General features: G+C 44.5%; 10 protein-coding genes and 1 tRNA gene. 9 read left to right on the forward strand and 2 right to left on the reverse strand.

What is annotated here, in order from left to right; genetic code table 11:
• Positions 1–17 precede the first annotated feature (17 nt).
• The gene (locus U0033_RS10970; RefSeq protein WP_143150571.1) at positions 18–638 is read left to right on the forward strand and encodes a hypothetical protein; all 621 of its coding nucleotides are present in this window, start codon (positions 18–20) and stop codon (positions 636–638) included.
• 35 nt (positions 639–673) lie between these two features.
• Here the strand turns inward: U0033_RS10970 and U0033_RS10975 are convergent, their stop codons facing one another.
• Entirely contained in the window at positions 674–2,476 is a 1,803-nt protein-coding gene (locus tag U0033_RS10975; RefSeq protein WP_218163967.1) for a 3'-5' exonuclease, read from the reverse strand.
• A gap of 92 nt (positions 2,477–2,568) precedes the next feature.
• On the opposite strand from U0033_RS10975, the gene U0033_RS10980 reads away from it, so the two are divergent.
• Positions 2,569–4,449, forward strand: a complete 1,881-nt coding sequence (locus U0033_RS10980) for a family 16 glycoside hydrolase (protein WP_072356692.1) — start codon at positions 2,569–2,571, stop codon at positions 4,447–4,449.
• On the opposite strand, the gene U0033_RS10985 is transcribed toward U0033_RS10980, so the two are convergent.
• A complete protein-coding gene (locus tag U0033_RS10985) occupies positions 4,442–6,040 on the reverse strand; it encodes a DUF6377 domain-containing protein (protein ID WP_072357070.1) in 1,599 nt (532 codons plus the stop codon). The two genes, U0033_RS10980 and U0033_RS10985, sit on opposite strands and share 8 nt — an antisense overlap.
• 223 nt (positions 6,041–6,263) lie before the next feature.
• On the opposite strand from U0033_RS10985, the gene U0033_RS10990 reads away from it, so the two are divergent.
• The 7 genes from U0033_RS10990 (at position 6,264) to U0033_RS11020 (ending at position 15,506) form a co-directional block, all read left to right on the forward strand.
• Positions 6,264–9,251, forward strand: coding sequence for a SusC/RagA family TonB-linked outer membrane protein (locus U0033_RS10990; protein ID WP_072356691.1), 2,988 nt, complete (start codon positions 6,264–6,266; stop codon positions 9,249–9,251).
• Positions 9,252–9,261: 10 nt separating this feature from the next.
• The gene (locus U0033_RS10995) at positions 9,262–10,992 is read left to right on the forward strand and encodes a RagB/SusD family nutrient uptake outer membrane protein (protein WP_072356690.1); all 1,731 of its coding nucleotides are present in this window, start codon (positions 9,262–9,264) and stop codon (positions 10,990–10,992) included.
• Between the two features lie 172 nt (positions 10,993–11,164).
• Complete coding sequence (locus U0033_RS11000; protein WP_218163966.1) at positions 11,165–13,147, forward strand: TIM-barrel domain-containing protein; 1,983 nt, start codon at positions 11,165–11,167, stop codon at positions 13,145–13,147.
• A 235-nt stretch (positions 13,148–13,382) separates the two neighbouring features.
• Positions 13,383–13,455: transfer RNA gene (locus U0033_RS11005), tRNA-Gly, on the forward strand.
• 157 nt (positions 13,456–13,612) lie between these two features.
• Entirely contained in the window at positions 13,613–14,572 is a 960-nt protein-coding gene (locus tag U0033_RS11010) for a hypothetical protein (RefSeq protein WP_072356688.1), read from the forward strand.
• Positions 14,573–14,856: 284 nt separating this feature from the next.
• Positions 14,857–15,264: a hypothetical protein gene (locus U0033_RS11015; RefSeq protein WP_072356687.1), complete on the forward strand. Its 408-nt coding sequence runs from the start codon at positions 14,857–14,859 to the stop codon at positions 15,262–15,264.
• A gap of 80 nt (positions 15,265–15,344) precedes the next feature.
• Complete coding sequence (locus tag U0033_RS11020) at positions 15,345–15,506, forward strand: hypothetical protein (RefSeq protein WP_177318515.1); 162 nt, start codon at positions 15,345–15,347, stop codon at positions 15,504–15,506.
• The last annotated feature ends 27 nt before the right edge of the window (positions 15,507–15,533 follow it).

A 15,533-nucleotide genomic window follows, 5' to 3' on the forward strand; every position in this document is an offset into this window, starting at 1 on the left:
CAATCTACAAAAAAACTATGAAATACATCCTTTTGCCAGCCTTCCTGTTTTTGCTGTGCCAATGCCGTACTTATCATGCTTCCGGCACTCAAAACAAAGAGGCAGACACTCTGATAAAAATCTATGCCGCCGGGTTTCCATTCTCATCTACATTAATGGAAGAACACATCATAGCAAGCAGATATGGATTCTACAACGAGGAACTAGGCTGCAGCCCCGATGAAAAATTATGGGATAGTCTGAATGCATGTAACACTATTGCCGAAAGACCCCTGGTAGCTAAATACGGGAAAAACTGGAAAATAAAATACCATCATGATGTCAGAGTACTCGCCGCCTCACCCGCACGGGCCATCGAACAACTTTACTTCGAAGAGCTTGTTCTAATGAAAAGATTTGAATTGGAAAAACACGGGGATACTATGTTTTTTCAATACAAACCTACCAAACAACAAGAGGTTTATTACGTAGATGCCATCGGCAGGGAAAATAATAAGTGGGTCTCCTTCTTCCAATACCAGGTGAATTATGTAGATCAGAAAATCACCCAAAAAAGAGGTACAGTCAAATCAGACACCTCTTACCTTCATAACATTTTCTATTATTCCGAAAAAGATTACTCACTCATACCACGATAAATCATGCTTCGACAACGCCTATCATTGTATGATACCTAATCAAAATAATACCCTAACTTCTTCAGCCGCTCCAATATCTCCCCTTTCGTCCTGTCAAAATAAACCGTGAGCCTGCTCACCGGCATACCTTTTTCAAACATAATCTTCAACTCCTCATCCTGCCTTGCCGACCATGGCTTGCCAGCCGATTTTATAGCCTCTCTTTTCTTAATAAAAGTCTTCGCCTTATTCTCTTCCGGCGTATGCTTATTCAATCTCCTCAAAGAAGAAGACTTGATGTTATTATACGGATTCCCCTCCGCCTTCACCTTCAATACATTGATATAAGGTGAACCTGGAAAACCCGCTGGCACCAGTGTCTCAGGTATATTCAACTGCCCCTTGGTCCTGGTCACGGCTACATACAGGAGGTTCACTTCTTCCATCAACCTGTCTACATCCGCCTCCTCTTTTTTAATCAGTTCTCTCAGCTTCTCCTCTGCAATAAAATCATTCACCAGGTAAACAACATCGTACTCCATCCCCTTTGCCCTGTGCACCGTAGAAAACACCATCTCTGCCTTATGCCGCTCATCATCTCCCACATGCAGCGACTTCAGCTTCTTCATGATCCCAAAGATCTCATTCCCATATTCTTTCACAATTTCCACCATCGTGCCCAACTGCACATCTTCCGTCTTTTCTATATACTCTTCCAGCTCCTCCATATTCCGCATCGACTTCACCACCTTATCATTCACCCTGTCAATGTTCCCATTCTGCAAATTCAATACATCATACAGCGAAGTACCATCGTCCGCATACGTATAGGAATTGATATTCCCCTCGAAATAAATATGCTTCACCTTCGGATGATCCGTGATAAAATCTATCGCGTTCAACAACAATCCCAGGTTCGTTCTTGCAATCGTGGCCTTCAGGTTGCCCAGCTTCACAGGTGTAGGCCTTCCGAAAATGCTTACTCTTGAAGTTTCAGCTAAATGATTTTTCCAGAACAAAATTTCTGATGCCAGGTTCGCCACATCCTGCACATACCTGAAACTCGTGGACAAACGCAGCAGATCGAAATCCGCTTTCTCCAGTGAGTTCACCGCATGCCGCCAGCCATAGATCTGCTGGTGTATATCCCCCACTATCACCTTCGTGCCCTCCTGTTTCAATATCACATCCAGCATCACCCCGGAAGCATCCTGTGCCTCATCAAAAAGAATATAATCGTAATAAAGTGTAGGATTGACCAGCTGGAATTTCTTCAGATAAAAATCATGCGTGATCTCTATTTCACCGGTATTCATTTTATTCAGCATGGCTCGGGTGCCATTTTCTATGACCGTGTAAAATTTCGTAACGAAATCAATCGCTTCCTTATCTGTCAGCGTTTCCAGGTAATTGAGTTCAACCACCTTTATCGTACTGCTGTTACAGTAATAAGAAAGAAATTTATTGATATGCGTGGCTATCACATACTCACTATGCTTATCTCCATTCCCCTTCAGCCTCAGCATATCTACTATTTCCCCGTTCTTATACCCCTGCCCTCTTACCTTGTAATTGTACTGGAATACAATCTGTTTGTAGGCTAATGAATGCGCCGTCTCTACCCGTACATTTGACAGCCCTTTTGCTTCAAATTTACGCGTCGCCTCCAGCCTTACTGATTTATTGAACGCCAGGTATAGTATGGATGGGTTACCAGGTCTTGAAGCGGCATACTCGACAATAGTCGTGGTCTTACCGGATCCTGCAATGGCATTGATCCGGACACTCCCCTTTGATTGGATAATCGCAATCTGCTCCTTTGTTAATTTCACTGAAGAATAGCCATTCCTTTGTTCCATAGCTGCGAATTTCCGGCTAAACGCTGACATAAAAAAGCAAATTCATAATTAATATCATCTCCGCGCCAATGAGAAATTCATAATTTTAAAAAATGAAACAGTTTCTCTCTATTTCCTTGATTGTCATGAACAGCTTCATTGCTTCTTTCTCTGACAATTTCGACAATGGTAATCTCTCCAAATGGCAGGCCTTTGGCAACTGGTCCGTCGAAAACGGACAGCTCACCAATCCAACAGGCGGAAACATTTTTTACAAAGAGGCCACTTACTCCGACTTCACCTATGAAGCCGATATAAGCGTCAGCGAAAAAGAAGAAAAAGCAGGGCTCCTGTTCCGTGCTACCAAAGACGATGCGCTGGATTTTAAAGGATACTTTGTAGACCTGCACCTCGTGCCAGGCCGTATACGCGTAGAGATCAGGAAAGTAGATCATTACGACTATAAAGTACTGAGTGATGCAGAGGTAATACCCGGTAAATCATCCCATATCAAAGTAGTCTGCAAAGGCCCCTATATCTGGGTGTTCTTCGATGACATGACTACCCCAATATTATGTGAATATGATACCACCTTTACCAGCGGGGCTGTTGGCTTCCGTTCAGAAAAAGCACACACTTATTTCGACAATGCAAAGGTTTCAGGGGAAGTACCCTCCCTCCCAACACCATTGGTAAAAGACTGGTCTTACATCCGAGGTGCCGTATATACTTCTTCCAATGCGGTAAACGCAACACAAACCATGGAGGAATTCAACCCGGCATTAATCAACCGGGAACTCTCCTATGCTAAAACATACGGATTCAATACCATTGCCATCTACCTCCACTGGCTCCTCTGGGATCAATACCATGACCAGTTCCTGCAAAACTTTGAACAGTTCCTCAGTATTGCTGACAAGAACGGCCTGAAAGTAACACCCATCCTCTTTGATCCTGATTGCGGTACCAGCACACCTGCTCACCTGGCTCCTTACGATCTGCCTACGCCAGGCATTCACAACAGCCAGATGAACCGTAATCCCGGGGAAGATATCAAAGTCAACCACTACGATGCATACAGCCACACGCTAAAAGCATACACACTGGCGGTTGTCAATGCACATAAAAATGATCCACGCATCATCTTCTGGCAGGCATGCAATGAGCCACTAAAAGGTGAAAGCTCTGATCGCCTTACCAAAGATGCATCTGAATGGATCCGGTCTACCGGCACCAAAATACCTGTGACCTCCACAGGCAGCGGATTCTTTGGCCCTAAATACTCCGACTTCTACACCTTTCACATGTATGGTGCTGACAGTGGAGACGATGGCGGACCCGAACACCTTTGCACGGAGTGTTTAAACCGTCCAGCTCAAAACTTCCTGGAACTGGCAGACAACTTCGAAGCAAAGAAAACCGGCTTCATTATCTGGGATCTGATGATCGGCAGAGACAATTGCCGATTCCCCTGGGGCAGCCCTTTAAATGCTGCTGAACCGGCCATTCCTTTCCACGGATTTATCTATCCCGATGGACATCCCTGGTCTGTAGCTGAAGCCCGGAGATTGAAAGGAAACAGCTTTGATAAAACGCCTTTCTTCAGAGTTGAATATTACACCGGCATATTTGATGAACTCAAAAAAGTGTCCGTCACACCGGCCATCGATTTTAACTTAGGCAATGAACCCGGCACAGGCTCTCCCGATGCCAGCGCCGGCATACCTGTCGATAGTTTTTCTATTAAATGGATCGGCAAATTCAGCACCACTGAAAATGGTGCATATACCTTCTATGCAGATGGAGATACGCCTGCTAAGGTATGGGTCAACAATCAACTCCTGGAAAACAATCAGGCGATCCCCTTAAAAGCCGGTCAAAACAACATCATCAGGGTGGAATACATTCATTACAACGGTGATTCCAAACTCCATTTGCAATGGTCCGGCCCTCATATCAACAAACAAACCTTCGTACCAAACAAGGTTATTTAATAAACTTAATCTCCATAATTTTCTGCTCGAAATCATTCGGGGGCACCAATGCCCTCGATTTGATCCGGGTCTTATACGTATACACCGTACTCACACTATAGTCCAGAATTTTTGCAATGGCTTCCTGCTCATGAATGCCCAGGCGCATAAGTGCAAAGATGCGGAGCGTGGCATTCAGCGTCTCGCCCGATTTAGGCCAGATCTGGTCCTCCTTCTTCAACAAGGCATTAAATGAATCTATAAAATTCGGGAACATTGCCAGGAAAGCAGAATCCAGCATATTATACAAACTCTCCTTTTCTTTATTGATCTGAATATCCTTCATCAGGTCATTCACCTCGTTGTATTTTTTCAGTTTGATACTATGCATGGTCTGGTGCCGCATTTTTTCCAGGATCTCTATATAAGAAGAACAGGTCTTAAAAAATAAACCAATCAATTCTTCCTTAATTTTCGCAGACTCCAACAACTTTTCATTCACGTCTTCCAGCTGTTTGTTTTTCTCTTTGATCAGTGCCTCGCTGGCCCTGATCTGCAACATCTGCTTCCTGTAAATAAATAACAAAAAGAACAACACCACTGCCACCAGGAAAAATATCAGGAACCCGATCAGCAGCTTATCCCGCTGATGTTGTTTCTCATCTATCACCTTACCCGCCACCAGGGGTAATAGGGATTCTATTTGCACGGCCCGGTTCCTGGCTCCATAAAAGTTAGCATTCCTGGCCGCGGCCTGCATGAATATGTATGCATCATTTGTCTGGTTCATATGATACAGGTCCTGCGCCAGCAAAAAGATCGCCAGCGTTTCTTTCGTAGAGGAGCGGATATCTCCGATCGCCGCCAGGGCCAAAAACAAAATCCTATCCCTCCCCTGGAAAGCAGCACTCACATGCGTAGCCACCATCGCTACATGATGCGGACTCAGGTTTTGCTGGTTGATTAAATTGAAAAAGTAATCAGGGCTTAAATCTCTTTTTCGCAATGAATCCGGTAAAAGCGCCTGGTTGATGGTCTTCTCAAATTCATTATAGGGTACAACTACCTGCGCACTTTTAAAATCCCGGTCCGATTGCTCATAATATCCCCTCGAAAAGAAAGGATCATTGTCAAAATCTGCAATACTCTGGTTCAGGCGCGCCCGCATCGTCAGGTAATCACTCCACTGCTTTTTCGAAAACCCCGTGGTATCTATCTTCCCGATTACATCGAATGCTTCCTTATAAAACCCTGAAAAATATAAAGTATAGCCCAGATGGATCTCACTTGCTATTAACTGATCCCGCTTTTTAAATTTCTCTGCCAACCTGATCATCTCCTGCACATACACATAAGCAGAATCAAATTTAAAGGAGGAATATTCTTCATATATTTTTGAAGTCAGATTATACCGCAGGTCAAAACTATTGCTGTCTGCAAGAAGCAATGAAGCACGTAATTGCCTGATCCGGTTTAACCTGGTAAGGTCATATGAATTTTCTTTTTTCAATTCCGATTTTAGTACCGTGATCAAACTGTCAACATCGACATGTTGTGTATAACCCTGAAAAAAGGCCATTGAAAAAACCGCCATTAATATTATTCTCTTCATATATAAGTACCTTAAAAGTACATTTTTTGCCCCAAAACCCCTTAGATTTTTCATGCTTACGAACTAAATAAAAAACTGATTATCAGTAATATAAAATTAGAAACAGTTAGATTTTCCCAGACTGAAACGCCTACCCCACCCAAGTCGCTTAATAACACATTTATTTTGACCCCGCTGCAGCGATATTAAAACAAATCCACGTGAACTATTCAAGCACTCCGTTATGCTAAGAAACTTTTTACGACTTTTTATTTGTCTCATCCTTATCACTTTCGGAAATTCCACCTTTGCTCAGAACAGGGCAATTTCCGGCAAAGTGATTGACTCTACCACCAACGATCCCTTACCTGGCGTAACGATCCGTGTGGTAGGTTCCAAAGCTGGCACCACAACAGATGCCAGCGGCTCATTTGTGTTATCTGTAAATGAAGCCAACCTTTCACTCACTTTTACTTCTATTAACTACCTTACGAAAACAGTCCAGCTCTCCAATCAGAATACCTTGTTGGTAAAACTGGCTCCAAATGTACAGGAATTGAAGGGTGTTGAAGTAGTGAGTGTCGGTTACGGTACATTGAACAGGAAAGAAGTGTCAAGCGCTATTACACATGTCAGTGCGAATGAACTAAAAGCAGTCGCCGGCAATAACCCGCTCATGTCCCTCCAGGGGAAAGTAGCGGGGCTTACTATCACCAATACTGCCACAGCGGATCCTAACTCCTCTCCCAGCATTCAGCTCAGGGGCGTTTCTTCCCGCAGTGCAGGACTGGGTCCACTCTATGTCATTAATGGTGTTCCGGGGGGAAATATTGATAATATTAACCAGAATGATATAGAATCTATCGACGTACTCAAAGGTGGTGCAGCTTCTGCTATCTATGGTACTCGTGGTAGTAATGGCGTGATCATCGTCACCACCAAAAAGGGAACCGGCGATTCAAAGATGATTTATACTGGCTATGCCAGTATGGACAGATTGACCATGGCTCCCCGCGTGCTGACCCCGGATGAGTTCCGCCAGTACCGTGTCAAAGCCAACCCTACCCAGGGAATCGATTACGGTGCCAATACCGATTGGATAAAATCTGTAACCCGGAATCCAACCTATGGTCAGAAACATACCCTGCAAGTGTCCGGCGGTACTGCCAATGACAATTATTTTGCTTCTGCTGACTACCGGAATGCAAATGGTATTGACCTCCGTGCCTGGAAAAAGGAATATGGTGCACGCCTGAACCTGAACCATATTTCCAAAAATGATGTCTATACCGTGTCTCTTAACGTGGCACCCCGGTACATGAAGACCAGCAATTCCGATCAGGGCAACTTTAATAACGCTATTACACTCAATCCAACACAACCTGTTTACGACAGTTCAGGATACCACTATCTCAATACCGGGTTCTTTGCTAATAACCCCGTGGAAAATGCCAAAAAGATTAAAAGTCAGGCAGAGATAAGGGAACTGGATATGAGTGGTTCTGTAAGAGTAAATCTCTTAAAAAATCTTTACACTACAGCCACTATCTCAACCATTAAATCATCTTATAAAAATATGTATTTCCGCCCCTCTACCATGACATCCATCGTGCATGCAGGGCAGACTACTAAAACCAACTACGCATCTCAGGAACAGGTTGACAACAACCAGCAGAATATTGAATGGACAATCAACTATGCGCTGAATCGTAAATTACACCATGTAAAGTTACTGGGCGGCTATTCCTATAGCTATTTCAACTATCAGCAGTTCAGTGGCAACAACTGGGATTTCCCATTTGATACCTTCGAATGGAATAACCTGGGCTCCGGTACCTGGAATGGTGGTGGACAGGGCAATGGTCAGGGTGCAGTATCCTCTACCCAGAATGAATCAAAGCTCGCAGCATTCTTTGGCAGGATCAACTACGATTTCGATAATAAATACATCATCACCGCCAGCCTCCGTCATGAAGGTTCATCCAAATTTGGTGCTGATCATAAATGGGGTAATTTCCCAGCCCTTTCTGTTGCCTGGCGCATCTCTGACGAAAACTTCATGAAGGATAAGATCAGCTGGCTCAGCGACCTGAAACTGAGAGCTGACTATGGTATCACCGGCAACCAGGATTTTGGCAACTACCTGTCATTGCTCCTGTATAGCGGTTATGGCTACTTCTCTTTCAATGGTGTTACCTACCAGGTATATGGTCCATCACAAAATGTGAATCCTGATCTCGGTTGGGAAAAAGCCATCAACTTCAACGCAGGTATTGATTTCGACATCCTCAACAGCCGGCTCGCTGGTTCCATCAACTATTACGTACGTACCAACAAAGATCTGTTAGGTTACTACAATGTACCACTGCCACCGAATCCTCAGTCACAGACATTCATGAATGTAGGTACCATGAAGAATTCCGGTGTTGAAGTACAACTGAATGCGCAGGTGATCAGGAAGAGCAACTTCAATTATAATGTATCCTTTACCACTGCCTTTAACAATAACAAATTCGTTTCCTTCTCCAACGCTACACACCGGGGTAATCCCTACATGGATGTAGCAGGATTGCCTGCTCCAGGTAGTCCGGGCACCATTCAGCGTGTACAGGAAGGTCATCGTATTGGTGATTTCTATATGCTGAAATCAGCGGGTGTTGATGACAATGGCGCCCTCCTGGTTTATAAAAAAGACGGCACTGTAGTAACGGCGAACAAAGCCAATGCTGATGATAAACAATTTGTAGGCAATGGCCTGCCTAAGTTCACCGGCTCTCTCGGCAATATGTTCACCTATAAGAACTGGGATCTGAACATCTTCTTCCGTGGCAATTTCGGTTATAAACTGTTCAACATGCAGGCATTCTACATCGGTACACCTGCCACACAAACAGATGCCAATACCCTGAAATCAGCTTATGATCCAGGCAATAAATATGCAAAACTTACCAGCTCTTCTACCCTGTCACTGGCTTCCGATTATTTCCTGGAATCCGGCTCATTTGTTAAGATTGATAATGTGACATTAGGTTACACCCAAAAATTCAGTTCCAAATATCTGCAGGCACTCAGAGTATATGCAGCCATCACTAACCTGCATACATTCACCAGCTTCAAGGGCGGCGATCCGGATCTCTATCCTGTAAACGGTATTGCACCGGGTGTACAGGGCAATTTAGATTTCTATCCGGCTACAACCCAGTTTTTGGGCGGCTTACAGGTAACCTTCTAAACAGATAAAAATGAAAAATAATTATATAGTAAATGCTGCACTGACCACGCTACTGATCTTTGGTAGCTGTACGAAACTGGATGAAAAAGTATATGATAAGGTCGATGTTAATCAGTTCCTGACCAGGAGAGATGATGTAATCAGAGACTTCCTGCGTCCGTTTGAACACGCTTACTGGAGCATCCAGGGGAATGATGTATATGCTGCCAATGAAAACTCTTCCGACGAAATAGGCACTTATAACAGGCAGGGTGACTGGCAGGATGGTAACTATTATGCCCGTATGCATTACCACACCTGGACTACACAGGATGGTTTTACCAGCGGTGCCTGGACAGCTTTTTACCAGGGCATTGTATTAGCGACCAACTCCCTCCAGGATATGGAAAGCATTGCAGATCCAACAAAACTGAATGTCTCCACTACCGAGCTGGCTGATTTCAAAGCAGAGCTCAAAACATTGCGGGCATGGTTTTATCTCCGTGCATTTGATTTCTATCGCAATATTGAAATTATCACTGATGTAAAACATACCACTACCGGTAATAAACAGTCTACTCCACAGGAAACCTTTGCTTACATTGAGTCAGAATTGAAAGCAGCCATTCCGGATCTGCCTAAAAGAGCAGACCTTGGCGATAAAGGTATCGGCCGCTGGACACAGGCCGGGGCAGCAGCATTGCTGGTACGTTTGTACCTGAATGCACAGGCGTATATTGGACAGGATCATTATACTGATTGTGCCACTGTAGCACAGGACATCATTAATGGTAAATATGGTGCCTATGCACTGGATACCCGCTGGGATGCACCCTTTGACTATACCAACAGTACAGTCAATTCTGAAACCATCTACGGTTTTCCATGTAGCCTGGCTCGTACCCACTGGCAGTATGATGGTGGTATGTTTTTCTGGAGTATGACTTACGATGCAGCACCACTATATTGTAAGTTCACCGATTTCGGTGGTGCAAATCCACGTTTTGCACTGCAACCCGGCAGAGATGTAGACAGCGTGGAATATTCACATGCATTGGGTAAACCCTTTGTGAAGTTCCAGCACTACGCTGATGACCTTCGCCTGAAATTGTATAAGAACCTGGGCAACAGTACCCGCGAAGGTATGTTCCTTTATGGTTACCTGCCATACCAACATGAGGTGAATGGTGCAACAGTAACAGATACCGTTCGTGGTAATAAAGGCTCCTATCCTTTGTTTATCCGTGATCAGGTAGGTTGGTTCCTGGATGCAAAACCAGGTACACGAATTTCAGACAAAGAATCAAACATGGGGCATGCAGATCACAACTCCGGTATCTTTATGCTCAAATATCCACTGTATCCTACTCCTGATCCAAATCGTATCACCTCTGCCTATGCAGAAGTACGCCTGTCAGAGATCTACTATTCACTGGCTGAATGCAAATACAGGGCGGGCGATAAAGCAGCTGCTGCAAGCCTGCTGAATGCAGTACGTCAGCGTAACTATCCTGCAGGATCCCCAAGTCTGTACAAAACTGATGGTAGTCAGCTTTCAGATCAGGAAATGCTGGATGAATGGGGCAGGGAATTCCTGGGAGAAAACCGCCGCCGTACTGACCTGGTTCGCTGGGGTGTATTCAATACCGGTACCTGGTGGGATAAACAGCCTGATGCAGATAATCATACGGCGATCTTCCCTATCGGGAAAGACATTTTGGGAGCCAATCCACAGCTTGTGCAAAATCCCGGCTACGAATGATTTTTAACTAACAATAGAATAGATGTTAAAGGTTTCAACGTGCTTCTTATTCATGCTGCTTGGTTGTGCGGCACAGGCACAAAATATCAAAGTCCGGCAATCGGGACTTGTAGGCAATTCAATTGCCGTCTTTATTCCGGAAGGCTTTGATGCATCGAAAACGCCATCGTTAATGCTACAACGTGAACCGGTGATCAAAGGTAAGGTACCAGCTAACTGGCATATCGTACCTACATTTTCCGGAACCGGTGCCAGCGTTCAGTTAGATGGAGACATCAGCCTGTATGGAGGTGGTGAAGTAACAGGACCATTGCTGAGAAACGGGCAAACTATCAAACTCTGGAATACTGACAACGGCGCTTATGGTACTGATAGTGGTAAAAGACTGTATCAGACGCACCCATGGGTGATCGGTGTAAGAAAGAATGGTACCGCCTTCGGGATCTTGTTTGAAAGTCAGTGGAAATCTACATTGACCACCAATTCCGACAAGGTATCATTTAATACAGAAGGAGGTACGCCTTTCCGGGTATTTGTCATCGACCGCTCCTCTCCACAGGAAGTAGTGAAAGGACTCGCGGAACTGACAGGTACCATGGAAATGCCACCCAGATGGGCCCTGGGATATCAGCAATGCAGGTTCTCTTATCTCTCAGCACAACGTGTAAAGGAAATTGCCGACACCTTCCGTCTCAAACAGATTCCATGTGATGTGATCTGGATGGATATAGATTATATGGATGGTTTCAGGGTCTTTACCTTTAATAAAAACACTTTCCCAAATCCGAAGCAGCTGAATGCTGATCTGCATGCAAAGAACTTCCGTTCCGTATTCATGATCGATCCGGGCGTAAAAGCAGATCCATCCTACGGGGTGTATCAGTCAGGTACGGCAAAGGATGTGTGGGTGAAAGATACCGCTGGTAAGGAATATCATGGCAAGGTATGGCCGGGTGATTGCGCTTTTCCTGACTTTACTATTCCCCGTACAAGGCAATGGTGGTCCGGTTTGTATCGCAACTTCATGGCCAATGGTATAGACGGGATCTGGAATGATATGAATGAACCGGCGGTAATGGATGGAAACCTGGGTACAATGCCTTTCAATACGCCTCACCGCGGTGGTGGCGGATTACCGGCTGGACCACACCTCCTGTATCACAATGCTTATGGCAGACTGATGGTACAGGCAACCCGCGAAGGGGTGATGGCAGCGAATCCTGACAAACGACCTTTCATTCTCACAAGAGCGAACCTGCTGGGTGGACAGCGCTTTGCAGCTACCTGGACCGGCGATAACCTGGCAGCAGCACCATTTATGAAAGTATCTGTGCCCATGTCCATTACACTGGGTTTATCAGGCCAGCCATTTAGCGGACCGGATATCGGAGGTTTCTTAGAGAATACATCCGGTGAACTCTGGGCCGACTGGATTGGATTTGGAAACCTCTTACCATTTGCAAGAGGTCACGCCTGCGCAGGTACGAACAATAAGGAGCCATGGGCATTTGGGGCAGAGATCGAAAAAACTTCCCGCATTGCCCTGGAACGCAGGTATCGCTTACTGCCATATCTCTATACCTTGTTTTACAAAGCACACCAGACCGGATTACCGGTTATGGAACCAGTCTTCTTCAATGATCCTGCAGACAGCAGGCTGAGAGCCGAAGACCAGGCATTCCTGCTGGGTGATGACCTGCTGGTGATTCCTTCTTTTGCCCAAAACCCTGCATTGCCCAAAGGAACCTGGGAACAATTGCAGCTGGTGGATGGCGATAGCCAGGATGCACACCAGGCAAGGTTGATGCTCAAAGGTGGAAGTATTATTCCTGTAGGTAAAACGATCCAGTATACCAACGATAATTCCCTGGATGAACTGACCTTGTATATTTGCCTGGATAATGCAGGTAAAGCAAGCGGAGAATTATACTGGGATGCCGGTGAAGGATGGGCCTTTAAAAAAGGGATGTATAGCCAGCTGAAGTTCCAGGCAAAAGAAGAGAAAGGCGTGACGAAAATCAGCCTCGCCTCACGGAATGGGCAATACGAAATAGACAAAGACATCCATACCGTAAAAGCTATCGTATTGAAGAATGGACAAAGATATGAAGGAACGATACAGCTGAAAGGCGGAGAAATCAAAACAGGTAATTAATGCGTATAAAGGCATCGACAATAGTCGGTGCCTTTTTTTTAATACCTGGTGCCCCACTCATTACTATTGCCAACACTGTCTTCTTGTATTGAAGCTGCTCAAAATTAATTCGTCAATATTATTGATGACATTTTTTATACAAAATTTGTTTTTTATAAAATTAAATACATATCTTTGCAATCCCAACGAAAAAACAAGGGTTTCTTTCGAAGGAAAATAAAGTTCTTATATACAAGCGGAAGTAGCTCATTTGGTAGAGCACGACCTTGCCAAGGTCGGGGTGGCCGGTTCGAGCCCGGTTTTCCGCTCACAGAAAAAAAGCCTGATAAGAATACTTATCAGGCTTTTTTTATACCTTTTTCAATCGTGTCAAACGACCATAGTCTGATTCTTTAAAACGGGGCCTTATTAGGACTATAATAATATTAATGTATTTTTACATTCGTTTTTATATCCTATATCCCTATGCTTAAAATAAAAGAGAACGAAACACCGCTGTCAGAAGAGGCAATTGTCAAAATCAAAGAATACCGTTACGATTTCCTGAAATTCTTCCTGGGCACCTTCATCATTGGCGTAGCCGGTATTATCACCACCTGTATTTATAAAGGCTACGAGCTCAAAATCGCTTCCCGTCAAACGGAGAACCAATACCTGAACTCCTACATCACACAATACAATAACCTGTATACCTCCGATTCGCTCGGCAAATATGACAAGATCGCCGAGATGTTCGAAGTACTGTCTATCGCCACAACTGACGCTGATATGCAAATGAGATGGGATTCTCTCAGGCGTTATTTCCAGGGTAAGATCCAGGTGATCACTGATTCCATCGGCCGGTACAAAGATTCCGTATCAGTGGTTTCTATCAAAGTAGACAGTTTCAAACAGGCGCAGCAAGACCTGGAAGTTAAGATCAGTACACTCGCTAAAGCAAACCCTGATGGTAATGCCGCAAAGATTGAGAAACTACAGGTGCAACAGGAACAGCTGAGAGATAGCGTATCTACGAGACAACTACAACTGAACAGGTTCGCCAGCATCAAACTGAATGCAGAAAAGTATGCAATAGAGCGCATGATCCATCCACCTACCAGCTTACCAGCTCCTGAAAAGAATTATGAAATTGTATATGACCTGGACCGGTATACTGCCTTAGGGAATACCAGTGAAATCATAGAAGGTATTGCTGTAAGGGTGAATAGCATCAATGAACAAACAGGTGCAGTTTCGCTGACCATTGACAGGAATGATCATAATGCACAAACAATGGAATTAAAAGCCGGTGCCAGTACACCAATGCTGACATTCGGAGACGATTCCTTCCAGGTGAAAGTAACGATGAAAAGTTGTGAGGCACACATTATGCCGGGCAAGAAAGTAGCCAAGTACCAGATTATTGTGCAAAAACTGAGAGCATAAAAAATGAACTTGTATCAATAAAATCACCCGGGGTTAATTCGAGGGGCTGACCTGCCCGCTCCGCTCTGATTCAATCCGCAATTCAATTGGCTGCCCTCTCCAAATAATTGGCTCATCTGGGATCAGGCATCCCATATCATTTAATGTATACTTCATAATCTTCTAAAATGACTCCATTAACCTGGCGGCTTATGGATATATGCAATCTATGTACCCCAGGATCAACAAGTTTAAGTTATTCCCCAGGTCAAAAATTTTTCTTAATTTAATACAAATTAACCTCAATGAGTATTAGAACACGTTTATTCTCCCAGATAAACAATGAAATACTTTCATTGGAACAGGTGCTGCATACCATCCGTGCTATCCGGCCGGAAGACGTCAGGTATTTTAACGATGGCTGTTTTGCCACCCTGCACCACAAACTGTTCATCACCTGCAAAGAGCAGGATCCCGAAAATATTTCATTCCGCTACGACGACAACTCCGGGGAAGCCTGGTTTGGGGTCACCAAACCAAATACCTCCATCCTCACCGATGCAGGCGATGAATACCACGTTCCCCTCTTTTCATTTGTATCCCGTGAAAAAGCAATGCAAATTATCACCGAGTTCTTTAACAACCCGGCCCAAAAACCACCTTCGATCCTCTGGGAGCCGGCTGAACAGTTCGAGTGGCCTTACTCCTTGTAGTTTCCCTCCATTTTATTGTATAATCTATTGTTAATGAATTTGTGGCATCCTATATGCTGCCAATTCCCCAAATAGGAATTATGGAATCACATGCCGTTAAGATCATCGACATCCTCGATGTGCCCCACAATGTAAAATGCCTTAGGCAGGAAAAACCTGGTGGATACAGCTTCGTTCCCGGACAAGCTACTTTCTATTCCCGGCTGGGAAAAAGAACGGCACCCTTTCTTACCAACCCGTAGATAAACTACACATACACTTACTCACAA

Source organism: Chitinophaga sancti (assembly GCF_034424315.1).
Taxonomy (GTDB): domain Bacteria; phylum Bacteroidota; class Bacteroidia; order Chitinophagales; family Chitinophagaceae; genus Chitinophaga; species Chitinophaga sancti.